At 72.0% G+C, this 19216-nt stretch carries 30 protein-coding genes; 13 read left to right on the top strand and 17 right to left on the bottom strand.

The genetic code is table 11. From position 1 onward, the window contains the following. Nucleotides 1-9: 9 nt before the first annotated feature. The 4 genes from NMK34_RS23290 to NMK34_RS23275 all read right to left on the bottom strand — a co-directional run bounded on the left by NMK34_RS23290 (nt 10) and on the right by NMK34_RS23275 (nt 2655). Entirely contained in the window at nt 10-183 is a 174-nt protein-coding gene (locus NMK34_RS23290) for a hypothetical protein (RefSeq protein WP_318336473.1), read from the bottom strand. Between the two features lie 312 nt (nt 184-495). Then, nucleotides 496-1170 carry an HAD family hydrolase gene (locus NMK34_RS23285; protein ID WP_318335208.1) on the bottom strand — a complete coding sequence of 225 codons (675 nt, stop codon included), beginning with the start codon at nt 1168-1170 and terminating at the stop codon, nt 496-498. A gap of 46 nt (nt 1171-1216) precedes the next feature. After that, the gene (locus tag NMK34_RS23280) at nt 1217-1891 is read right to left on the bottom strand and encodes a hypothetical protein (protein ID WP_318335207.1); all 675 of its coding nucleotides are present in this window, start codon (nt 1889-1891) and stop codon (nt 1217-1219) included. A 290-nt stretch (nt 1892-2181) separates the two neighbouring features. Beyond that, entirely contained in the window at nt 2182-2655 is a 474-nt protein-coding gene (locus NMK34_RS23275; protein ID WP_318335206.1) for a hypothetical protein, read from the bottom strand. Nucleotides 2656-2728: 73 nt separating this feature from the next. Here NMK34_RS23275 and NMK34_RS23270 point away from each other — a divergent pair, with 73 nt between their 5' ends. After that, nucleotides 2729-3169, top strand: a complete 441-nt coding sequence (locus NMK34_RS23270) for a hypothetical protein (RefSeq protein WP_318335205.1) — start codon at nt 2729-2731, stop codon at nt 3167-3169. A gap of 131 nt (nt 3170-3300) precedes the next feature. On the opposite strand, the gene NMK34_RS23265 is transcribed toward NMK34_RS23270, so the two are convergent. Next, a complete protein-coding gene (locus NMK34_RS23265) occupies nt 3301-4092 on the bottom strand; it encodes an AAC(3) family N-acetyltransferase (protein WP_318335204.1) in 792 nt (263 codons plus the stop codon). Between the two features lie 108 nt (nt 4093-4200). On the opposite strand from NMK34_RS23265, the gene NMK34_RS23260 reads away from it, so the two are divergent. Both NMK34_RS23260 and NMK34_RS23255 read left to right on the top strand, forming a co-directional pair. Beyond that, the gene (locus tag NMK34_RS23260; RefSeq protein ID WP_318335203.1) at nt 4201-4707 is read left to right on the top strand and encodes a SigE family RNA polymerase sigma factor; all 507 of its coding nucleotides are present in this window, start codon (nt 4201-4203) and stop codon (nt 4705-4707) included. Then, entirely contained in the window at nt 4704-5171 is a 468-nt protein-coding gene (locus tag NMK34_RS23255; RefSeq protein ID WP_318335202.1) for a hypothetical protein, read from the top strand. Before NMK34_RS23260 ends, NMK34_RS23255 begins: the two co-directional genes overlap by 4 nt. Nucleotides 5172-5532: 361 nt before the next feature. Here NMK34_RS23255 and NMK34_RS23250 read toward each other — a convergent pair whose 3' ends face one another. After that, on the bottom strand, nt 5533-6000 hold the full coding sequence (locus NMK34_RS23250; RefSeq protein WP_318335201.1) for an SRPBCC domain-containing protein: 468 nt from the start codon (nt 5998-6000) through the stop codon (nt 5533-5535). Nucleotides 6001-6157: 157 nt separating this feature from the next. Between NMK34_RS23250 and NMK34_RS23245 the strand changes: the two genes are divergently transcribed. Beyond that, nucleotides 6158-6919 carry a GNAT family N-acetyltransferase gene (locus NMK34_RS23245; RefSeq protein WP_318335200.1) on the top strand — a complete coding sequence of 254 codons (762 nt, stop codon included), beginning with the start codon at nt 6158-6160 and terminating at the stop codon, nt 6917-6919. A 31-nt stretch (nt 6920-6950) separates the two neighbouring features. Here NMK34_RS23245 and NMK34_RS23240 read toward each other — a convergent pair whose 3' ends face one another. Further along, complete coding sequence (locus NMK34_RS23240; RefSeq protein WP_318335199.1) at nt 6951-7319, bottom strand: hypothetical protein; 369 nt, start codon at nt 7317-7319, stop codon at nt 6951-6953. A 359-nt stretch (nt 7320-7678) separates the two neighbouring features. Here NMK34_RS23240 and NMK34_RS23235 point away from each other — a divergent pair, with 359 nt between their 5' ends. Then, nucleotides 7679-8062: a hypothetical protein gene (locus NMK34_RS23235; RefSeq protein ID WP_318335198.1), complete on the top strand. Its 384-nt coding sequence runs from the start codon at nt 7679-7681 to the stop codon at nt 8060-8062. 9 nt (nt 8063-8071) lie between these two features. Here NMK34_RS23235 and NMK34_RS23230 read toward each other — a convergent pair whose 3' ends face one another. Then, nucleotides 8072-8593, bottom strand: coding sequence for an SRPBCC family protein (locus NMK34_RS23230; protein WP_318335197.1), 522 nt, complete (start codon nt 8591-8593; stop codon nt 8072-8074). Between the two features lie 3 nt (nt 8594-8596). Further along, nucleotides 8597-8905, bottom strand: a complete 309-nt coding sequence (locus NMK34_RS23225) for a metalloregulator ArsR/SmtB family transcription factor (protein ID WP_318335196.1) — start codon at nt 8903-8905, stop codon at nt 8597-8599. A gap of 87 nt (nt 8906-8992) precedes the next feature. Between NMK34_RS23225 and NMK34_RS23220 the strand changes: the two genes are divergently transcribed. Then, nucleotides 8993-9922, top strand: coding sequence for an LLM class F420-dependent oxidoreductase (locus tag NMK34_RS23220; protein WP_318335195.1), 930 nt, complete (start codon nt 8993-8995; stop codon nt 9920-9922). A 108-nt stretch (nt 9923-10030) separates the two neighbouring features. Here the strand turns inward: NMK34_RS23220 and NMK34_RS23215 are convergent, their stop codons facing one another. After that, nucleotides 10031-10453, bottom strand: coding sequence for a hypothetical protein (locus NMK34_RS23215; protein ID WP_318335194.1), 423 nt, complete (start codon nt 10451-10453; stop codon nt 10031-10033). A 67-nt stretch (nt 10454-10520) separates the two neighbouring features. Between NMK34_RS23215 and NMK34_RS23210 the strand changes: the two genes are divergently transcribed. Continuing rightward, a complete protein-coding gene (locus NMK34_RS23210) occupies nt 10521-11747 on the top strand; it encodes an FAD-binding protein (RefSeq protein WP_318335193.1) in 1227 nt (408 codons plus the stop codon). 22 nt (nt 11748-11769) lie between these two features. Here NMK34_RS23210 and NMK34_RS23205 read toward each other — a convergent pair whose 3' ends face one another. Continuing rightward, nucleotides 11770-12909: a site-2 protease family protein gene (locus NMK34_RS23205; protein WP_318335192.1), complete on the bottom strand. Its 1140-nt coding sequence runs from the start codon at nt 12907-12909 to the stop codon at nt 11770-11772. On the opposite strand from NMK34_RS23205, the gene NMK34_RS23200 reads away from it, so the two are divergent. Both NMK34_RS23200 and NMK34_RS23195 read left to right on the top strand, forming a co-directional pair. Then, nucleotides 12908-13051 (top strand): hypothetical protein, encoded by a 144-nt coding sequence (locus NMK34_RS23200; RefSeq protein WP_318335191.1) that lies wholly within the window; start codon nt 12908-12910, stop codon nt 13049-13051. The two genes, NMK34_RS23205 and NMK34_RS23200, sit on opposite strands and share 2 nt — an antisense overlap. A 32-nt stretch (nt 13052-13083) precedes the next feature. Next, complete coding sequence (locus NMK34_RS23195; RefSeq protein ID WP_318335190.1) at nt 13084-13698, top strand: DUF6082 family protein; 615 nt, start codon at nt 13084-13086, stop codon at nt 13696-13698. Between the two features lie 31 nt (nt 13699-13729). Here the strand turns inward: NMK34_RS23195 and NMK34_RS23190 are convergent, their stop codons facing one another. Then, complete coding sequence (locus tag NMK34_RS23190; RefSeq protein WP_318335189.1) at nt 13730-13936, bottom strand: DUF397 domain-containing protein; 207 nt, start codon at nt 13934-13936, stop codon at nt 13730-13732. A 13-nt stretch (nt 13937-13949) separates the two neighbouring features. Beyond that, on the bottom strand, nt 13950-14786 hold the full coding sequence (locus NMK34_RS23185) for a helix-turn-helix transcriptional regulator (protein ID WP_318335188.1): 837 nt from the start codon (nt 14784-14786) through the stop codon (nt 13950-13952). 271 nt (nt 14787-15057) lie between these two features. On the opposite strand from NMK34_RS23185, the gene NMK34_RS23180 reads away from it, so the two are divergent. The 3 genes from NMK34_RS23180 to NMK34_RS23170 all read left to right on the top strand — a co-directional run bounded on the left by NMK34_RS23180 (nt 15058) and on the right by NMK34_RS23170 (nt 15811). After that, the gene (locus NMK34_RS23180) at nt 15058-15372 is read left to right on the top strand and encodes a DivIVA domain-containing protein (protein WP_318335187.1); all 315 of its coding nucleotides are present in this window, start codon (nt 15058-15060) and stop codon (nt 15370-15372) included. Next, nucleotides 15369-15623, top strand: coding sequence for a hypothetical protein (locus tag NMK34_RS23175; RefSeq protein ID WP_013287870.1), 255 nt, complete (start codon nt 15369-15371; stop codon nt 15621-15623). Before NMK34_RS23180 ends, NMK34_RS23175 begins: the two co-directional genes overlap by 4 nt. Before the next feature lie 62 nt (nt 15624-15685). Next, nucleotides 15686-15811 (top strand): hypothetical protein, encoded by a 126-nt coding sequence (locus NMK34_RS23170; RefSeq protein ID WP_318335186.1) that lies wholly within the window; start codon nt 15686-15688, stop codon nt 15809-15811. A 13-nt stretch (nt 15812-15824) separates the two neighbouring features. Here NMK34_RS23170 and NMK34_RS23165 read toward each other — a convergent pair whose 3' ends face one another. The 3 genes from NMK34_RS23165 to NMK34_RS23155 form a co-directional block, all read right to left on the bottom strand. Continuing rightward, nucleotides 15825-16244, bottom strand: coding sequence for a PIN domain nuclease (locus tag NMK34_RS23165; RefSeq protein ID WP_318335185.1), 420 nt, complete (start codon nt 16242-16244; stop codon nt 15825-15827). Beyond that, a complete protein-coding gene (locus NMK34_RS23160) occupies nt 16241-16450 on the bottom strand; it encodes a type II toxin-antitoxin system VapB family antitoxin (protein WP_013475596.1) in 210 nt (69 codons plus the stop codon). The genes NMK34_RS23165 and NMK34_RS23160 overlap by 4 nt, the downstream gene beginning before the upstream one ends. A gap of 88 nt (nt 16451-16538) precedes the next feature. Beyond that, nucleotides 16539-17390: an alpha/beta hydrolase gene (locus NMK34_RS23155; protein ID WP_318335184.1), complete on the bottom strand. Its 852-nt coding sequence runs from the start codon at nt 17388-17390 to the stop codon at nt 16539-16541. Nucleotides 17391-17529: 139 nt separating this feature from the next. On the opposite strand from NMK34_RS23155, the gene NMK34_RS23150 reads away from it, so the two are divergent. Then, the gene (locus NMK34_RS23150) at nt 17530-18273 is read left to right on the top strand and encodes a 3-oxoacyl-ACP reductase family protein (RefSeq protein WP_318335183.1); all 744 of its coding nucleotides are present in this window, start codon (nt 17530-17532) and stop codon (nt 18271-18273) included. Nucleotides 18274-18313: 40 nt separating this feature from the next. Here the strand turns inward: NMK34_RS23150 and NMK34_RS23145 are convergent, their stop codons facing one another. Then, complete coding sequence (locus tag NMK34_RS23145; protein WP_318335182.1) at nt 18314-19204, bottom strand: L,D-transpeptidase; 891 nt, start codon at nt 19202-19204, stop codon at nt 18314-18316. Nucleotides 19205-19216: the final 12 nt, after the last annotated feature.

Here is a 19216-nt window from a genome sequence, read left to right as displayed (position 1 = left end):
TTTCCCTGGTCAGCCATGCCGGCGGCGAACCGGACCGACCGCGACGAGGTTCGGTCCGACGCTCTCGGTCCGCACCGAGTCCGCAGCAGCGCGACCCGCCGCCCGGTCCAGGGCGTGCTCGAACAGGTCCGCGTACGCGTCCAACGTCAGGGTCGCCGAGGCGTGCCCGAGCATCGGCCGCACCGCCCTCACGGTGGCGCCCTCAGCCACGGCGAGACCGGCCGCCGTGTGCCGCAGCTCTTGTGGCGTCAGGCCCGCGAGTCCGACCCACAAGGACAGCGGCGACGGCAGGGCCAGCGATGAGAGCCGAGCACGGACTAACCTGACGCGGTGCCGATCAACGGCAGCGCGTTCGAGGCGTGCCGGCGGCTTCTCCCCTACGCCCTGTCCCTCGCAACGCTTCTCACCGGCCGCACCGGCGATGCGTCACATGAAGGTTCCTGCCGATGGATCAACCTCACAGGGAGCCTCACGTGAGCGCCGGTGACAGACCTGTCAGGACGTGACCCGGGCAAGCCTGAGCACGTATTCGAAGCCACGGTTCTGCACGGGCGAATTCACCATCGGCAGGATCAGCGCTGGTATGCCGGCGGAAACCGATCCGCCGTCGCCGGTGGGATGGTCACCGACCATCAGGGTCTGCCCCGGTGCGGCATGGAGGGCTTCGAGGGCGGTGCCCCAGATCCGAGGGTCCGGTTTGACGAAGCCGACCTCGTAGGACAGGACGAACGCATCGACATGGCCGTCGATTCCGTGCCGCGCAAAGCACTTGCGGATGTCCCAGCCGACGTTGCTGACGACGCCGATGCGAACACCGCTGTCACGCAGTGCGGACAGGGTGGCGACGGTGTCGGCGTACGGCTCGATCGCTTCAGCGTGTGTTTCGTGCAGAACCGATGCCAGCGCCCGGTCCACCCCAGGGATCTGCTCCAACACGGTGAGGACCGCCCGATCCCAGACTCGCGGATCCAGATCCCGGGCGATGTGGGCCGGGTCCGTGGCCGTCTTCCGCAACAGTTCCGCGAAGTCGCCGGCGATACGGTGCGCCTCGCCGGCAGTCAATGTCCGGTCGATCGATGCCGCCGCGTTGCCCACCCAGCGCTCCGAGTCCCTGGCGAACAGAGTCCAGGCGAAGTCGAACAGTACCGTCGTCACGGGCTTGGCGGTCATCGCATCACCCTAGATAGATACGATGAGTTCTGTGGGCTCAGCCGAGCTACCAGTACCTGCCGCAGTCCGGCTCGAGCTTGTCGACCGCGCTCTCCAGGTCGCCTGTGTCGCTCGCCACCTTCACGATTGCTTCCGCATATTCGAGCTTGGGCTTGATCGAGCGGACCTCGACGTCCTTCCGGCCTGCGGCCATGGTGAGCACCTGGAACTTCTGCCGCAGCGTGCGGTCGGTCTGCTCGCCGGCCACCCGGTTCGCCACCGCCTCGAGGTTGACCAATCGGGTGGACGCCTCCGCCCGGGCGTTGACGAGCTCGGCCTCCACTGTCGAGCTGGAGGCGACCCCGACCTGGATGATCAGGCCGGCGATGGCCTTCTCCAACGGGCCTCTGACGGCGGTGCAGGCTGCCTTGTTGCTGGCGGTGGCCACTTGCGTGGCCTTCTTGGTCGTGGTCGGAGCTGCGGGGGTCGTCGAGGATCGCGGGGTGCCCGAGGACCGGGGGGTCGGCGAGGTTCCAGGTGCACGGGTCGGTGTGGCCGTCGGCGCCGTGGGCGTGTGGGCGGGCGACTCCGTGGCGCTGGGTGACTCCGTGGAAGCGCTCGCCGCCACGGCGGTGGGCGTGCCCGGCATCTCGTCGGCGCGGCCACACGCCGAGGCGGTGAGCAGCATCGCAGCGACCGCTGCACAGAGCCCGAACCGTCGTACCGTCACGTCGTATCCCATCTCGCGATCTTGCGGGAGCGTGACGTTACATGGCGGAGGCAGTGGCGGCCATCAACCGGATGGACCGGCCGCCCGGGGCGATCACTTGCCGGTGAACGGCTGCGGAGCGCTACGAGATGTCGAGAGATGTAGTACGCCGTCCCGTCCCGGTCATTCGGCTGCGGTGCGAGTGGGACTCGGCCAGCCGGGCCGCTGAACCGCCCCCTCTGCCGGGAGTCGAGTTCCGAGGCGGTTGGTGCCGGGCCGAGCCGGGGCCGCCGCGGGAGATGCCTGCTCCTGGAAGCCTGCGCTCAGGGCTTGGGCGCGACCTGGATGATGCTGCTACCACTGGTGGTCGCGTTGCCGTCGCCGACCACTGAGGTGACCAGGTCGTAGAAGCCCGGCTTGGCATCGGGACCGATCACGATCGTGCTGGCGGGACGCTCGCCGGAACCGGCCGCCGGCCGGACCGGTGTCGCCGTGAAGGTGACCAGCCCGGGCACCGCCGAAGCGGCTTTCAGGTCGTCCACCGTGCCGTACGGGCCCGTCAGCTGCGCGGTCAACTCGGCCTGCGACGAGGTGGAGCCGGGCTCGTCCGGGGAGTCGACAGTCCACCGCACGGTCAGGGTCTGGCCCGGATGGTAGGGCCTGTCGGCGTCCAGATCCTCGCAGCAGGTGTACGCCGGTGGCGGCACCTCCGCCACCATCTCGGACGGTTCGGCGCCGCAGGCTGCCAGCAACGGCACGACGAGGCAGCTGAGAAGGCGGAGGCGCGGCGAGTTCATGCGCGAGATCGTAGGCGGGGTCCGCCGCTGCGAGGGGGCGGCGGGCAGATGCACCGCAGTCTATGGTTGCCGCGTGAACAGACGCCTGTGGGTGGTGTCGGCGCTGGCCGTAACCGCGCTGCTCGCCTTGCCGGTGACCGTCGTCGGCGTCCACGTGACCCACCCTCGAAGCGAGGACGGATACCTGGCGCACCTGAAGCAGTACGGCGACCGGCAGAACGACAGGCCGCTGGCGGTGTTGCCGCCGACCGCGGATCTGGTCGCCGAGGGCGACGCGGCGTGCGACTGGTTGCGCGAGCAGCCGTACGCGCTCTGGCGGCACGATCCGGAGTACCGCGAGCTTGTCGTCTACGAGCGCTATGTCCGGCAGGTCGAGAACCGCCTGCCGGCCTGGGGCGACGAGCTGCCCGACCGGCGATCGGTGACGGGAGCCGCGTGGACCCACCTCTGCCCGGCCGAGTGGGAACTACGCCAGCCCCGCCGCAACCCCTTCGCCCCCAAACCGCCGGACTGAACGCCCAGGCCCGTCTTCCCGGCGCCCTCGTCCGCATCGATCTTGGAGTTGTGGCACCTCGTAAAAGCCGCGTGCGGGACATCCGAGGCGCCACAACTCCAAGATCGCCGAAGAACCCGCGCGGCGGGCGGTCAGCGCCCGCGGTTCGTGGCCATCCAGGCGGTGGCGAAGTCGACCAGGGTGCGCTGGCGCATCAGTCGTGCCGTCGCGCTGGCGACCCGGCCGATCGTCGCGCCGCCTGTCGCCTCGAAGTCGGCGCCCAGCCGGTCGAAGTCGTCCTCGTCGGTGACGACGTCGGTCCACGTGGTCCACCGGCTCGTGCCGTCCGGCAGCCGTACCGCCGAGCCCGTCACCGCCCGCGGCCGCGACGCCTGCCGCCACTCCGCGAGGTGCAGCGAGGTGTTGGAGCTGTGGTCGCAGCCGAGCAGCAGCACCTTGCCGTCGAGCCGGTACACCGCGCCCAGCGGGGAGTGTTCACCCAGCGCGTCGTCGAGGCGGTGTCCCGCCACGACGTCGGCGGCGTGCGCGCCGAGCGCGGCGAAGGACACCTGCGGGTGGTCGCTGCGGCGGGCGCCCGGCCAGGTGCGTACCGTCTCGGCGACGGCGCCCATCCATCGGCTCGGCGTGCGCGCCGGGTCGAAGCCGGGCGTCTGCTCGCGGATGACCGGCCACCACGCCTCGGGTACGGGCGGATGCCGCCACTCGGCCGGGTCGGTGTTCTCCGGGGTGTGTGTCGGCACGACGAGGGTGCCCTCCGGCCCGAGCGCCGCCAGCAGCGCCAGCACCACCGCCTCCGTGCCACCGGCGACGAACCCGAGACTCCGGTACGACGAGTGCAGCAGCAGGATGTCGCCCGTGGTCACACCGAGCGTGCGCAGGTCGTACGCGATCGAATTGACGGTGTGTGGTGCGGCCTGGTCCACGCGGCGCAGTCTAGGCGGAACCGTCGCGCGGCATTCTCGCCGATCCCGGGATAGCGGCGGTGCCCACCGGCGTCTGTCACTGGTGAACGAGGAGACGAGGGTGGTGCGGTGGACGAGGACGAGCGGGCGGTGCTGGCCGAGTTCGTGGCGAGCCGTGCCCCGGCGCTGATACGGGTCGCCTACCTGCTCACCGGTGATCGCAGCAGCGCCGAGGATCTGTTCCAGTCGGCGCTGTCGAAGGTCATCCCGAAGTGGCGGAGCATCCGGCACGCCGACCCGGAGGGCTACCTCCGTGCCGTCATGTACCGGGAGCAGGTGAGCTGGTGGCGTCGGTTGCGCCGTCGCCGGGAGTCCCCGGTCGGGGTGCACGAGCCGGTGGTGACCGACCCGGCCGGTGGCACGGATCTGCGGCTGGCGTTGCGGGCGGCGCTGTGGGAGTTGCCACCGGCGCAGCGCACCGTCGTGGTCCTGCGCTACTACGAGGACCTGCCGGAGGCCCAGGTCGCCGAGCTGCTGGGCTGCTCGGTCGGGACGGTGCGCAGCCGGACCCACCGGGCGGTCACCCGACTGCGTCAGATCCTGCCGGACAGCGAGCTTCTGGAGATGCGGCGATGAGTGATCCGTTCGAAGGTCTGCTCCGCTCCACCCTCACCGACATCGCCGAGGAGGCACCGACTGTGCAGGACTCATTGACCAGGGCGGAACGGCGCGTGCGCAACCGTCGACGCAACACGGTGGCGGCAGGTGCGGCGGGCATTCTGGCGGTGCTGGTGATCGGGGCGCCGTTCGCCTACGCCAGCCGCGGCGACGACCCGGTGATCTCGCCGCAGCCGGGCACGAGCGCCCCGCAGCCGGACCGGAGCGCGCCCGTTCCGCCCCCGCCCGGCCTGGCGTCGCCCGTCCCGGTCGGCCCAGACGGCCGGCGGGTGCCTGACGGCGCGGACCCGACTCGCCCGGGCGCACCGTCGCCCGTCCCGGTCGACCCGGACCCGAGCATGCCGGCCAGTCCGGTCCCGGCTCCGCCGGGCGTGCGGTCGGACAACCCCGTCGGCCCGTCGCCGAGCCCTGTCAGGCGCTGATCGACGCACGCGATCCGATCTGATCGGTGCCGAGAGCTGGGTCCGCGCCGATGGTGGCGGGCCCAGCTCTGCTGACGATCCGAACCGGATTGACACGCGGGGCGAGCCGCGCTGAGCGAGTGGGCGCTCGGCGACGGCCGGCTGCACCGGCTCTGGCTGGACCACTCGACCGGCAACGTCGCGTCGTGCCGGGTGGCGGTCAAGGCCGGGTTCCGGCTGGAGGGCACCGAGCGCAGCGCGGCGGTGCACGACGACGGACGGCACGACATGCACCTGCACGCCCGCGCCCGCGGCGACGACTGACCCGGTCACCGCCGGCGGCTACCCGCAAAAGCCGCCGCCGATCCCGGCCCCGCCGAGGTCAGGCGCCCGATTCGAGGTACGCGGCCAGGTGCGCCAGCGAGGACGCGATGCCCTCCTCGTGCACCGCCTGGTCGATGCCCGGCGGCACGCCGGTGGCGGTGACCGTCACAGCGGTGCCGTCGCCTGCCGCCGCGAGGTGCCAGGTCATGGTCATGGTGCCCGCGTACGACGGGTCGTCGGCCTGGAACACGGCGGTCTGCACGACCCGGAGCGCCGGTACGAGTTCGGCGAACCCGACGTCGACCACGTCGGTGGCGTCCGACGTCTTGCCCGGGCTGCCGGCCGCGTCGAGATAGGTGAGCACCATCCGAAACCCGCCATCCGGGCGCGGATCCCAGCGCGAGATCCGCCCGCGCATCCCGTCCGGCGGCAACCACGCCTCCAGGGCGCCCCGGTCCACGAGCGCGTCGTAGACGGCCGCCGGTGCCGCGGCGATCGTCCTGCTGCCCCGATCAACCCTGCTCACCCCCCAACCCTAGGCCCGCACCCTCCCGCCCGCGGGTGCTCCTCGTCGATCTTGAAGTTGTGGCACCTCGCGTAAGCCGTGAAGCGGGCATCTGAGGCGCCACAAGTCCAAGATCGGTGGGGAGCGGGAGCGGGGCGCGCCCGGTACGCTGCCGCGAATGCCGGTACGACAACACCTCCACGACTCGCTGCTGCTCGGGGACGACGACACCCCGCTTGCCCGGATGCGGCTGCGGGACGACGACGGCACGGCGGTCGCGGCCGACGTCCGGCCGCTGCCCGAGGCGCCGCTCACCCGGCTCGTCGCGCAGGTGCGGCGCGACCTGGCCGGGCACCGGCTGGAGACGCCGGACGAGGCGCTGGCGGTGGCGCTCGTGGCCGACGGGCTCAAGCTGGACCGGGCCGCCACCGACATGCGGCACGACCTGACCGGCGTACCCGAACCGGTGGCGCTGCCGGAGGGCTGGTCGCTCGGCGCTCCCGGCTGGGACGACGACCTCGCCGCAGGGCTGGACGCGGCGTACGGCCCGGACCACCCGGACGGCCGCTGGCAACCGAGCGACACCGACGAGGTACGGGCGATGTTCGACACCGGCGAACCGGTGCCGCCCCTGGTGCCCGCCTCGGCCCGGCTGATCGACCCGGACGGCCGCAGCGCCGGGCACGTGCTGTGCGCCGGGCCGGTGCCGTGGACCGACGACGACTGCGTCTGGATCCTCAACCTGGGTGTGGCACCCCGGGCGCAGCGGCGCGGGTTCGGCCGGGCGCTGCTGGTGCACGCGTTGCGTGGCGCGCGCGAGGTCGGGCTGCCGTCAGTCGGCCTGTCGGTGGTCGACGGCAACCCGGCCCGCCGCATGTACGACGCGGTCGGCTTCCGCGTCCTCACCCGGGTGCTCACGGTCCGCATCCCCGACGCGTAGCCCGCTCGATGCGTCCCGAGGTGGCGAACCCTCAGGCGCCGGTGAGCAGAGGGCGGTGCGCGGACCAGAGCCAGCGCAGGTAGTCGCGCAGCCGTTCCGGGGTGGCGATCCAGCCCTGGCCGGGATAGCGGAGCAGCCGGCTGACCTCGCCGGCCACCAGGTCGTACCCGGCCGCGCCGGTCTCCGGCACCGGGGCGTCCGGTGCCACAGCCACTGGTAGCGGGACCATCGGGAGCCGCAGGCCGGCGTCGTCGCAGGCCCGCAGCACGGTGAGATAGACCCGGACCAGGTGGTACGGCGACACGACGAGCGCGACGCTGCCGATGCCGAGCGCCCGCACCTGCTCCACGACCCACGCGGCCTGCCGTCCGGTGCCGGTGACCGGCTCGGCCTGGAGCACGACCCCGTCGACACGGCGCAGACCGAGCCCGCAGCGCCGGGCCGGTCTCCCAGGCGCGGACCGCGTCGGTGAGACGCCAGTCCTCGCCCTGGCCGGTGGGCACCACCAGCGCGTCCACTCGCTCGGCAGCGCGGTGGGGCAGCGTGAGGACCACCGTGACCGCCTCCAGCACCGCCAGGAGCCGGTCGGCGGGGACATCCGCGAACGCCTCCGCCGGTACGAGCCGTGGCAGCGGGCGGGACACACTCGTCACGCCCGCGATCTTGCCACGTTGCGGCGGACGGGGGATGAGAGAGCGGCGGTGGAATCGAGTACGCGTGCTCATTCGCCCGCCCCGCCGGCCGGGCAGGATCGGAGGCGTGACGACGAGACGTACGCTGCTCGGCGGTCTGCTCCTGGCGCTGGCCACCGCCGGTGCCTGGGTGGCCTGGCTGAGCTGGGAGTCCGGCTGGACCGTGGACCCGCAGACGGGCGACATGAGCGGGCCGTACGCGGTCTGGCAGGTCGCCGCCGCGGTACTGACCCTGGGCGCGCTGGCCGCCGTGGGCGGCTGGTGGCTGAACATCTGGCTGGTGGCAATCGTGATGACAGTGGCGTTCACCGTCCCGTGGGCGGTGCACGCCGCCTCGACCGACGACACCGGCCTGTGGGCGGTCGGGGCGGCGCTGGTGGCGATCGGCACGACCATCGGGACGACGCTGGTCGGCGGCGCCGCCGGGTGGCTGCGCCGCCGGGCCGCGTGACGGGCGTCGTCAGTCGCGGTTCAGGCGTTCGGCGTACGCGTCGCGCAGTTCCGCCCAGCCGAAGTCCTTCGCCTCCGCGCCCCGGATCGGGCCGACCGGGTCGCCGTCGAGCAGTTGGGCGGCGACGTCGAGGCAGAGGTGCCAGCCGGCAGCAGTCATCGGGGCGAGGTCGGGACCGCCGACCCGGTGCCGCAGCGTGAGCGTGGTCCCGTCGCCGTTCGCTGTCAGCTCCCAGCGGAGCAGGTCGTCGCCCCAGGTGTACTCCAGCAGGTGCGGCCGGTCCGCGCGCCGCACCCGGGCCGGCGCCGGGTGCGTCTGCTCGCCGTCGACGGTGCTGAGCACGGCTTCGCCAGGGCGGCCCAGGTCGCGGTCGGCCAGGAACGGCGCCCACTCGGCCAGCCGGTCCGGGTCGGTGAGCGCGGCCCACACCGTCTCCGGCGGGTGCCGCAGGTCGCGGACGAAGACCAGTTCGTTGTCGGGGGTCAGCTTGACCCGGGCGAGCGGGCCGGGACGGAACGTGTCGCGGTCCATCTGTCACTCCTGACTGTCGAGATGGCGTTCGAGGGCGTCGAGATGCGCGGTCCACATCGACCGGTACGGCCCGAGCCAGTCGTCCACTGCTCGTAGCGGCGCGGTGTCGACCCGGTAGATCCGCCGCTGCGCCGCCGTACGGCAGGTGACCAGGCCGGCGTCGCGGAGCACCCGCAGGTGCTTGGAGACCGCCGGCTGGCTCATGCCCAGCGCGTCCACCAGCTCGCCCACGCTGCTCTCCGCCCGGCGCAGCCGGTCCAGGATGCGGCGGCGGGAGGGCTCGGCCAGCACGGTGAAGGCGTCGACGGTCACCCTTGTAATATGCCTCATCGGTTATATGCCTGGCAAGGAATAACAAGTCGCGCTGCCTCGGCGCGGCGGGCTCCATATGCTCGGGGGATGGAACTGCGGATCTTCACCGAGCCCCAGCAGGGGGCCACATACGACCAGCTCCTCGCCGTGGCCCGCCGCGCGGAGGAGACCGGCTTCGCCGCGTTCTTCCGCTCCGACCACTACCTGAAGATGGGCTCGGTGAGCGGCGACCCCGGCCCGACCGACGCATGGACCACGCTCGCCGGCCTGGCCCGCGACACCACCCGGATCCGGCTCGGCACGCTCATGACCGCCGCCACGTTCCGGCTGCCGGGCCCGCTGGCGATCACCGTGGCGCAGGTCGACCAGATGAGCGGCGGCCGGGTCGAGCTGGGCATCGGCACCGGCTGGTACGCCGAGGAGCACACCGCGTACGGCATCCCGTTCCCGTCCCTGGGAGAGCGGTTCGACCGGCTGGAGGAACAACTCGCCGTCATCACCGGGCTCTGGTCCACCCCGGACGGCGCCACGTTCGACTTCCCCGGCACGTACTACCCGGTCAGCGACTCGCCCGCGCTACCCAAGCCGGTGCAGCGCCCCCGTCCGCCGATCCTGCTCGGCGGCATGGGCCCGAAGCGCACGCCCCGCCTGGCCGCCCGGTACGCCGACGAGTTCAACCTGCCGTTCGCCTCGGTCGAGGACACCGTCGCGCAGTTCGGGCGGGTACGCGACGCCTGCGTCGCGATCGACCGCGACCCGTCCACGATGACCTGGTCCAACGCGCTCGTGCTCTGCTGCGGCCACAACGAGGCCGAGGTGAGGCGCCGCGCCGAGGCGATCGGGCGTGACCCGGCCGAGCTGCGCGCCAACGGCGCCGCCGGCACGCCCGCCGAGGTGGTCGAGACGCTCGGCCGGTACGCCGAGGCGGGCAGCTCGCGCGCCTACCTCCAGGTGCTGGACCTGACCGACCTGGACCACCTGGAGCTGGTGGCCGCCGAGGTGATGCCCCAGCTCTGACCCGGGCGCGCCCGCCCCTTTGCGGCCCGGCCCCGCCGCCCCGGCCGTCCCCGTCGCGGGCCGAGCCGGTCGGGGCGGGGCGGGGCGTGAGGGTGGGCGGCGGGCGGGTCAGCTTGTTGTGGCGCGGCGGACCGTGTCGAGGCGGCCGTCGCGGTCGCTGTCCAGGTACGTCACGTCCGGCACACCGTCGCCGTCCAGGTCGACCTGCACCACGTCGGCCACGCCGTCGCCGTCCAGGTCGGTCACCACCTCGACGGAACCGTCCAGGTGCCGGGTCACGATCGACCGGCCCGACGCCTGGCGGGGCGGCGGCCCCGGATGAGGCACCGGGTCCGGCTCGGGCTCCGGCGTGGGCCCCGGCACCGGCGCGGTCGCGGCGGGCGTCACCCCCACACCGGCGGGCCCCACGCCGACAGGCCCCGCAGCGGCTGGCGGCATCTCCGCAGCGTCGGGGTCCACGCCGGTCGGGTCGATCTCCTCCTCCGACGGGTACACGTCGCCGCGGAGGCTCGGGTCGCGGTAGCTGCTCATCCCGCCAGGATTCCCGCCGAGTGGCCGGGGCAACCCTGCCAGCGCATGATGGCGCATGATGCAGCGCATGACGGACACGAACTGGGCCGGAAACGTCAGCTGGTCGGCGCGTACCCGATCGTGGCCGACCTCGACCGACGACCTGCGCCGGCTGGTCGCGGAGGCCGACCTGGTCCGGGCCGTCGGCACCGGCCACTCGTTCAACCGGCTCGGCGACACGACCGGCGTCCAGGTCGCGCTGGACGGCCTGCCGCCCACCGTCGCGCTCGACCCCGACCGCGGCGCGGTCACCGTCGCGGCCGGCCTGCGCTACGGCGACCTGGCCATCGCGCTCCAGGCTCAGGGGTACGCGCTGGCGAACCTCGCCTCGCTGCCGCACATCTCGGTGGCCGGCTCGGTCGCCACCGCCACCCACGGCTCAGGCGCGCGGAACCGCAACCTCGCCGCCGCCGTCGCCGCGCTGGAACTGGTCACCGCCGACGGCGACCTGATCACCGTCGACCGGGGTGTCCCGCGGTTCGCCGGGCTGGTGGTCAACCTGGGCGCGCTGGGCGTGGTCACCCGGCTCACGCTCGACGTGGTGCCCACGTACGAGATCCGCCAGTACGTCCGTCTCGGCCTGCCCCGCGCGGCGCTGGACGAGGCGCTGGACGCCGCGTACAGCGTCAGCGTCTTCACCTCGTGGCGCTCGGAGCGCTTCGACCAGGTGTGGGTCAAGCAGTACGCCGACCAGGCGCCGCCGCCCGCCGACTGGCTGGACACGGTGGCCGCCGACTCGCCCCGGCACCCGGTGCCCGGCATGTCGCCGGAGCACTGCACCGCGCAGCTCGGCGAGCCGGGGCCGTGGCACGAGCGGTTGCCGCACTTCCGGCTCGGTTTCACCCCGAGCAGCGGCGACGAGTTGCAGTCCGAGTGGCACGTGGCCCGGGCCGACGCGTCGGCGGCGCTCGCCGCGCTCGACCCGGTCGCCGACCGGATCGCCGCCGTGCTCCAGATCTGCGAGCTGCGTACGGTGGCCGCCGACGAGCTGTGGCTGAGCCCGAACTTCCGGCGCGACTCGCTGGCGCTGCACTTCACCTGGGTCGGCGACCCGGTGGCGGTGGCTCCGGTGCTGGCCGAGGTGGAGGAGCGGCTCGCCCCGTTCGCGCCGCGCCCGCACTGGGGGAAGCTGTTCGAGCGCGATCCCGCCGCCGCGTACCCCCGGCACGCCGACTTCGCCGCGCTGCTGCGCGAGTTCGACCCGAAGGGGAAGTTCCGCACCGCCGAGATGGACCGCTACTTCCCCCGGGACTGACCCAGCTTTCTCCGGGGCTGACTCAGCGTCCGGCCGGCACCTGCCGGCGCAGGCTGCCACGCTGCACCGCCCGGCTGATGTCGCTGGGCGAGACGATGCCGACGAGCTGGTCGTCGACCACCACGAGCGCCCGTCCGTCGGTGCACTCGTTGAGCCGGGGCAGCAGGTCGGTGAGCTGCTCGTCCGGGCGTGCCAGGACCAGTTCGTCGGCCCGGCAGGACACCTCGGCCAGCGTGGTCGCCGCGCGGCGGTCCGCCGCGATGCCGCGTACCCGATCGAGCGTGACCAGACCGACCGGCCTGCCGTCGACGGTGAGCGGCAGCGCCGAGTGCCGGTACGCGAACAGGTAGTGGTCGACGAAGTCGGCCACGGTGAGGTCGCCGGACGCGGTCTGCGGCTGCGGCGTCATCACGTCGCCCACCCGGATGCCGCGCAGTGCGTCGCCCATCCGGGCGGCGCGTTCCTCCTGGCCGGCGGCGCCGAGCAGGAACCAGCCGATCAGCGCCAGCCAGAGCCCGCCGAACCCGGCGCCGGTGAAGAACCGCCACAGCCCCAGCCCGATCAGCACCACGCCGAGCACCCAGCCCGCGCGGGCCGCCACCACCGACGCCTTGGTCCGGTCGCCGGTGAACTTCCAGACCGCCGCGCGCAGCAGCCGCCCGCCGTCCAGCGGGGCGGCGGGCAGCACGTTGAAGATCGCCAGCAGCACGTTGATACCTGCCAGCCAGGCCAGCGCGCCGAGCAGCAGCCCGTGCCCGCCCGCCGCGGCGACCGCTACCGCGATCGCCGCGAAGACCACGCCGATGATCAGGCTGACCAGCGGCCCGACCCCAGCGATCCGCAGCTCGGCGCCCGGGTCCTTCGCCTCGCCCTTCAGCTCGGCGACGCCGCCGAACAGCCACAGCGTGATGCCCTCGACCTCGATGCCGTTGCGCTTGGCGACCACCGCGTGCGCCACCTCGTGGGCGAGCAGGCCGAGGAAGAAGACCACAGCCGCGGCCAGACCGGCCGCGATGTAGGCGACGGGGGAGTGACCGGGGTACGAGGAAGGGAACAGACTCGCCGACAGCGCCCACGCGATCAGCACGAAGATGACCAGGACACTCCAGTTGACGCCGACCGGTACGCCGGCGATTCGACCCAGACGGAAACTCGCCCTCATGTTCCCGTCATACCCGGCGCACCCACCCGCACACCACGAGGTCGACGCGCTGATCCTCACGCCCAGTGGTCTCCACGTGCCCGAGCTCAAGCACTGCGCCCCGTTCTTCACCGCCTTCATCAGGGGGAACGGGCGCTATTGATCAACTTTGATGGGAGAACTAACCTTGCGTAGATGAGGAGCGTTCGGGGCGTAGTTGTATGGGTGTTGTTGGTCTTCTTGGGTGGGCTTGTACTGCTGCTTTCCCCGCCCCTGATCGACTACGCCTTCGATCCGAATACCGACTGGGAACGCTTGGCGAATATCGGCCAAGCCTACGGCTCGGTCTCCATGCTTCTTTCCGCGCTGGCCCTCGTGGGTGTGGTCGCCACCACCATCAGTCAGAACAGGCAAATCCGCATCGCATTGGAATACGCGCAACGTGACCAGCATGCCTTGTTGCTGAAGATGGCCATAGATGATGCCGTGCTGATGGAGTGCTGGGGGTCGCTGACCCAGGACCCTGCCCCTGAAAGGCGGAGGCAGCGGGCCTACATCAACCTGATCCTCAACTTCTGGGCCGCGACCTGGCAGCTGGGCGGGATGCCTGAGAGTCAGTTGCGAGGACTGCTGGCAGCTGACATCTTCGCCACCGAGATCGGCTTGAGGTTCTGGGAACAGGCGCGACTTACGCGGGAGGTCGTGCACGCGGGGGCGCAGCCAGCAGCGTTCGACCGGATTGTGGAGGACGAGTACCTGCGCGCCCTGGCGAAGCTACGAAGCACGTACGCTTCGGGCTTCGGATCGTAGGGTCAGGGTTCGCAGGCGAAGCCTGCCGCGTTCAGCTCCGGAACGTCTCGTACTTGACGCTCGCGACGAAGGTCGACCAGGCTGCCGGGTCGAAGGTGAGGATAGGGCCCTGCGGGTCCTTGCTGTCGCGGAGTCCGACCACGCCGGGCAGGCCGTCGGCGACCTCGACACAATCGCCGGAGCCGTTGCTACGGGTGCTCTTGCGCCAGGTCACCGTCGCCTGGTTGGCCTTTTCCACCCGCGCCGTCCTCTCATAGCTTGTCGATCGCCCCCAGGATGAGGTCGTGCGACTCCCGGGCGCCGGCCGCCGTGGCGACCAGGTGCTCGAAGACGCGGCTGTACTCCCTGACCTGTTGGCCTTCGAGATAGAGGCTACCCGCGCGGGTCTCGACGTAGACGACCCCCGGATCGGCCGGCTCGGGGAAGGTCAGCACGCTGAAGGCGCTGCCCATCGACCCGTACTCGCCCGCGCCGAAGGTCAGGATCTGAATGGTGCGGCCGGGCCGGTCGGCCTCCTCGGCCAGTCGCCGCAACTGCGCCGCGAACAGCTCCGCGCCGCCGACAGGCCGCCGTAGTGCGGCTTCGTCCAGTACCACCCAGAGCTTCGGCGGAGTCTCGGTGTCCTGTCGGCGCATGCGCAACTCCACCCGCCGGTCCACCTCGTCGTTCGGGGCGTCCGGGTGCTCGGCGCGGATGACCGCGCGGGCGTAGTCGGCGGTCTGGAGCAGACCCGGGACCAGTTGCGGTTGGAACGCGCGGATCTCGGACGCCTCGGCCTCCAGCCCGACGTAGACCTCGAACCAGTCCGGCAGCACGTCGTCGTACGCCTGCCACCAGCCCCGCTTGCGGGCGTCGCGGGCGACCTGGACGAGCGCGTCCACCTCGTCGCCCTCCACCCCGTACAGCTCAAGAAGTCCACGGGCGACCGGCGGCATGACGGACACCTGGGCGTTCTCGATGCGGCTGATCGCCGACTTCGAGATGCCCACCTCCTTGGCGGCCTGGTCGGCGGTCATGCCGGTCTGTTCACGGAGGCGACGCAGCGCAGCGGCCAGGCGTCGACGTCGGACGGTCGGGCTTCCAGTCATGCCGGTCAGTGTGGCGGAACCGGACGAGCTTCGCAATGACACACTCCCGAATCGGGAGTTGCGTAAAGGGTGCAGTTCACTGCACGATGAGTGAGTGGCCAGATCGGCTGGGTTACCGCGCTGTCGATCTGGGTCACGCGCTGTGCCCTGCTGACGTACTGCTGGTCGAAGGCTGCGGTGGCAGGTGCCGGGGTGGGTCCGCCGGTGCGGGGCGGGCCGGCGGACCCGCCCTTCCACGGTTCGATCTCGATGGTGAGAGGCAGGTCCTGTCATGCGCGTCTTCCTCCGGCGTGTCCGGCGTCGCCGGCGGTCGGTCCTCGGATCGACCTGCTACCGCTCGTCGGCCTACCGTCCGTTGCGCCCCTGGCAGGTGCGTGAGCGGAGCTTCCGACCGACCCCGCTGGGACGTCGCGGGCTCGACCCGCAGGAGGTGCGGGAGTTCCTCGACCGGGTCGCCGGTGACCTGGCCGCCGTCTACGACGCACTGGCGCAGAGCCGCCGCGAGACCGACCGGATCAAGAACGCGCTGCGCCGCTGGCAGTCGGAGCAGGCCCAGGCGCGCAACGAACGGGGATACGACAGGTGACCGAGCGCTGGGTGATCCACCTGCCGGTCGTCGTCAACGACCTGCTCTCCGCTCAGCGGCTGGCCCGCGTGGTGGCGCACTGGACCCACGTCCTGCCACAGACCGAGCCCGGCGGCACCACTGTCTCGGCGGAGGACGACCAGAACGTCCGGCACTGGGTGTTCTGCGACCGGTTGCTGCCCGGCGGGCAGCGGTGTCTGCTCCGGCCCGGACACGACGGTGAGTGCTCCCGGCGGTTCCGGCCGCGATGAGCACCGGCCGGACCAGGGACGGACAACACCCGCGTGCCGCACCGGAAGCGGAGTATGCACGAGTGGGGACCAACGAGGACGTCGCGCGGGCCCGTCGGAGGCTGGCACGACAGCCGCCGATCAGCGACGAGCAGCACGACCGGAACATGGAGTGGCTGCGCCAGTTCGGAGGCGACTCGTGGGAGTGAGGACCGGAGTCGGTCAGTCGGCCTTCCCGGCCGGGACGACCCACGTCGTCGGCTGGCCGGTGATCGCGGTGATCAGGTCGAAGTCACCGTCGTAGTGCAGAACTGTCACGCCATGCCGTTCGGCGGTGGCGGCGATCAGCAGATCGGCCATCGAGAGCGCGCGGTGGTTGCCCTTGTGCAGTGCCTGCACCTGGACGTCGATCGCCCGATCCCAGATGTCGTCGGGCATGGCGAGCCAGTCGAAACCGCGGAGCAGCCATCGCGCGCGCTTCGCGTCCTTGGCCGAGCGGGCGCTGTGCACCACCTCGATCTCGACCGCCCCGCAGACCGCCAGGAGACCGCGCTCGGACAACTCGTCCAGGACCGGCGCCACGGCGGGCTTCGGCCACCGGGCCAGCGCCGACTTGTCGAGGAGGTAGCGCTCCCGCGTCATGCCGCTTCGGGCTTCGACGCCTGCCCCGGGTCGGTGAGGTCCGGCAGGCCGCCGCTCTTGAGCCAGTCGGCGAACTCCCGGCGCTTCTCCCGGTTGACCACTTCCTGCAGCGCGGCGTTGACAGTGGCCTTCTTGGTGCCCGTGCCGAGGATCTCGGCGGCCTCGGCCAGGAGGTCGTCGTCGACATCGAGAATGGTGCGGGACATGGCGTACCTCCTCGTCCAGCAGGCGAACGAGGCGATGATATCAATTTCTCGGCTTCTTGATATACCTCTGCGGCGGTGTCGGGCGTGGTCAGCGCCGTCGAGGGGCCTCGGCGACCACCGTCGGGGAGAACTCGTTCGCCGCCTCCACCGCCCACTCCAGCGCGAAGTCCGCCTCCTCCTCCCAGCCCGGTTTGCCGCCGACGAAGTGCGACCGGCCGGGGAACTCCCGGTAGCCGGTGAGCGCCGTCGAACTCCGATAGAGGTTGGAGATGCTGGTGGCCAGCGACGCGGGCACCACGTGGTCCTCGCCGCCCGCGGTGATGAGCAGCGGAGCGCGGTCGCTGCGCTTCTTGTCGATCTCGGTGGCCGAGTTCGGATCCAGGTTGGCGAACGCGGCCTCGAACAGCACGTGCCCGGCGCCCGGTACGGCGTACCGCTCCCAGGCCGCGTCGGACTGCTCCTGGCTGATGGTGTTGCCGAAGGCGTACCGGAAGTCTTCCGGGGTGAACGGCACGGCCCGGTGCCGGTTCGCCGGGTTGTGCAGGATCGAGTACCCGGAGCGCAGCGTGCTGGGCGGCAACTTGAGCACGCCCCGTACCGGCGCGGGGTGCACGGCGACCACCGCGGCGCCGAGGTGGCGGTCCGCCAGCAACTGGGCGATCAGGCCGCCGAACGAGTGGCCCATGATGATCGGCGGGCGCGGCAGGTCCCTGATGATCGCCTCGTAGTGGTCGGCGATGTCGGCGATGCGCTGCGCGGCGATCGGCGCCGGGTCGGCCCGCAGCTCCTCCACCTCGCGGTCCATGCCGGGCCAGGCGGGCGTGAGCACCTGGAAGCCGCGCGCGGAGTACCGCTGCGCCCAGTGCTCCCAGCTCCGCGAGGTCATCCAGAGCCCGTGGATGAGCACGATCGTGTCGACCCGTCCCGTCGGTGCGCTCATGTCCGCCTCCCCGTTTCGCCGCTGGACGGCCCGCGCGTACCCGGCCTGGATGCCGGCAATCCTGTCTGATCGAACGGACAGGGAACGGACGGGTGGCCCGGATGATCAGCGTCCTGAGTCGACTGTCAGGATGACGGGCATGACGGTCAGACTTGCCGACAGGGTTGCCCTGGTGACGGGCGGGAGCCGGGGAATCGGCGCCGCCGTCGCGCGCCGGCTGGCCGAGGACGGCATCCACGTCGCGTTCACCTACCGCACCGCGGAGGACAGCGCGAAGTCCGTGGTGGCCGAGATCGAGGCGTACGGGCGGACCGGCCTGGCGATCAACGCGGACAGCACCGACGCGACGGCCGTGGTCGGCGCCGTGGAGCGGACCGTCGCCGAGTTGGGGCGGTTGGACGTCCTGGTCAACAACGCCGGGGTGTTCGCGGGTGGGCCGATCGAGTCGGTCAGCCTCGAGGCCCTGGACCGGGCGATCGCGGTGAACGTGCGCGGGGTCTACCTCGTCACCCAGGCGGCGGTGCGCCACATGGGTGCGGGTGGGCGGATCGTCAACATCGGCAGCAGCTTCGCCAGTCGTGTCACGGCTCCCGGGGTGAGCGCGTACGCGATGACCAAGAGCGCCGTGAACGGGCTGACCCGGGCGCTCGCCCGGGAGCTCGGTCCGCGCGGGATCACCGTCAACCTGATCCTGCCCGGCTCGACCGACACCGACATGAACCCGGCGGACAGCGCGGGCGCGGACGGGCAGCGGTCGCACATCGCCCTCGGCCGGTACGCGGAGCCGGAAGACGTGGCGGCGACTGTCAGTCACCTGGTGGGTGCCGGCGGACGGCACATCACCGGTGCGTCGATCGCGGTCGACGGCGGCGCGACGGCCTGAGCGGATCCGGACCGACGGCCGGCTGCTGGGCTGAGCCCGGTCAGGGCAGGCGGTCGACCACCACGAAGGCGGTGCCCGGCTCGACCTCGGTCAGCAGCAGGCGCTGGGCGCTGCGGGTCAGCCGGATGCAGCCGTTCGTGACGTTCTTGCCGAGCGTGTCGTCGTTGTACCAGCTGTGCAGGCCGATGTGGGCCCCGCGTAGCCCGGTCGGCACCGCGCCCGGGTCGTCGGGGATCGCGCCGAGGGCGAAGATGTCGACGCCGCCGTAGACGGCCTCCGGGGGCGGGGTGCGGCCCAGCACGAACGTACGGCCCAGCGGGGTGAGCTGTCCGGACATGCCGAGGCTGACCGGCCAGGTGCGCATCGCGCGCCCGTCCCGGCTCCAGGTGAGGCGGTGGGTGCGCCGTTCCACCACGATCTGGTCGCGTAGCACCACAGTGGTCCAGCCGCCGGACGGCAGCCAGGCGATGGTGCGGTTCGCCGACGGCAGCAGCACCGCCGTCCAGCCGGAGCGGCGGTCGACGATCGGCACGGTGAGCCGTACGCCGCTGATGGTCGGCGCGAGGAACGCCAGCGGACGGCCGCCCGGCGCGTCGTAGGCGGCGACGTTCCGGTTCGGGCGCAGCCCCTCGCTCAGCGGGCGGGTGTCGGCCGGGTCCGGGTCGGGCGGGAAGCCGCGCGGTGCCGGGTCGTAGGTGACCACCGGCAGGTCGTCCGGTGCCGGCGCGGCGGGCGGCACCGACTCCTGCGGCGACGGACTCGGTGCGGCGGTCGTGGCCGAAGGTGCGGCGGCGGGCGGCGCCGCCTGGCGCGTGGGCGTGACGGTGAGCGCGCGGCCGACCAGCAGCGCGGTGACGAGCAGCAGCGGTACGGCGAGCGCGGCGATCAGCCAGCCGGGAGGCCGGCGCATGGCGAACCGGTCGAACAGCACGAAACCGACTGT

The organism is Micromonospora sp. BRA006-A, from assembly GCF_033433935.1.
Lineage (GTDB): Bacteria > Actinomycetota > Actinomycetes > Mycobacteriales > Micromonosporaceae > Micromonospora > Micromonospora aurantiaca.
The sequence above is the reverse complement of the archived record's forward strand: the minus strand, read 5'-3'. Positions and strand labels throughout refer to the sequence as shown.

Excerpts from the sequence above, each read along its gene's own strand:
- NMK34_RS23285 (WP_318335208.1), bottom strand. The coding sequence starts at position 1,170 with ATGACCGCCAAGCCCGTGACGACGGTACTGTTCGACTTCGCCTGGACT.
- NMK34_RS23280 (WP_318335207.1), bottom strand. The coding sequence starts at position 1,891 with ATGGGATACGACGTGACGGTACGACGGTTCGGGCTCTGTGCAGCGGTC.
- NMK34_RS23275 (WP_318335206.1), bottom strand. The coding sequence starts at position 2,655 with ATGAACTCGCCGCGCCTCCGCCTTCTCAGCTGCCTCGTCGTGCCGTTG.
- NMK34_RS23255 (WP_318335202.1), top strand. The coding sequence starts at position 4,704 with ATGAGTGATCCGTTCGAAGGTCTGCTCCGCTCCACCCTCACCGACATC.
- NMK34_RS23245 (WP_318335200.1), top strand. The coding sequence starts at position 6,158 with ATGCCGGTACGACAACACCTCCACGACTCGCTGCTGCTCGGGGACGAC.
- NMK34_RS23230 (WP_318335197.1), bottom strand. The coding sequence starts at position 8,593 with ATGGACCGCGACACGTTCCGTCCCGGCCCGCTCGCCCGGGTCAAGCTG.
- NMK34_RS23220 (WP_318335195.1), top strand. The coding sequence starts at position 8,993 with ATGGAACTGCGGATCTTCACCGAGCCCCAGCAGGGGGCCACATACGAC.
- NMK34_RS23215 (WP_318335194.1), bottom strand. The coding sequence starts at position 10,453 with ATGAGCAGCTACCGCGACCCGAGCCTCCGCGGCGACGTGTACCCGTCG.
- NMK34_RS23210 (WP_318335193.1), top strand. The coding sequence starts at position 10,521 with ATGACGGACACGAACTGGGCCGGAAACGTCAGCTGGTCGGCGCGTACC.
- NMK34_RS23200 (WP_318335191.1), top strand. The coding sequence starts at position 12,908 with ATGTTCCCGTCATACCCGGCGCACCCACCCGCACACCACGAGGTCGAC.
- NMK34_RS23205 (WP_318335192.1), bottom strand. The coding sequence starts at position 12,909 with ATGAGGGCGAGTTTCCGTCTGGGTCGAATCGCCGGCGTACCGGTCGGC.
- NMK34_RS23195 (WP_318335190.1), top strand. The coding sequence starts at position 13,084 with ATGAGGAGCGTTCGGGGCGTAGTTGTATGGGTGTTGTTGGTCTTCTTG.
- NMK34_RS23185 (WP_318335188.1), bottom strand. The coding sequence starts at position 14,786 with ATGACTGGAAGCCCGACCGTCCGACGTCGACGCCTGGCCGCTGCGCTG.
- NMK34_RS23180 (WP_318335187.1), top strand. The coding sequence starts at position 15,058 with ATGCGCGTCTTCCTCCGGCGTGTCCGGCGTCGCCGGCGGTCGGTCCTC.
- NMK34_RS23165 (WP_318335185.1), bottom strand. The coding sequence starts at position 16,244 with ATGACGCGGGAGCGCTACCTCCTCGACAAGTCGGCGCTGGCCCGGTGG.
- NMK34_RS23160 (WP_013475596.1), bottom strand. The coding sequence starts at position 16,450 with ATGTCCCGCACCATTCTCGATGTCGACGACGACCTCCTGGCCGAGGCC.
- NMK34_RS23155 (WP_318335184.1), bottom strand. The coding sequence starts at position 17,390 with ATGAGCGCACCGACGGGACGGGTCGACACGATCGTGCTCATCCACGGG.
- NMK34_RS23150 (WP_318335183.1), top strand. The coding sequence starts at position 17,530 with ATGACGGTCAGACTTGCCGACAGGGTTGCCCTGGTGACGGGCGGGAGC.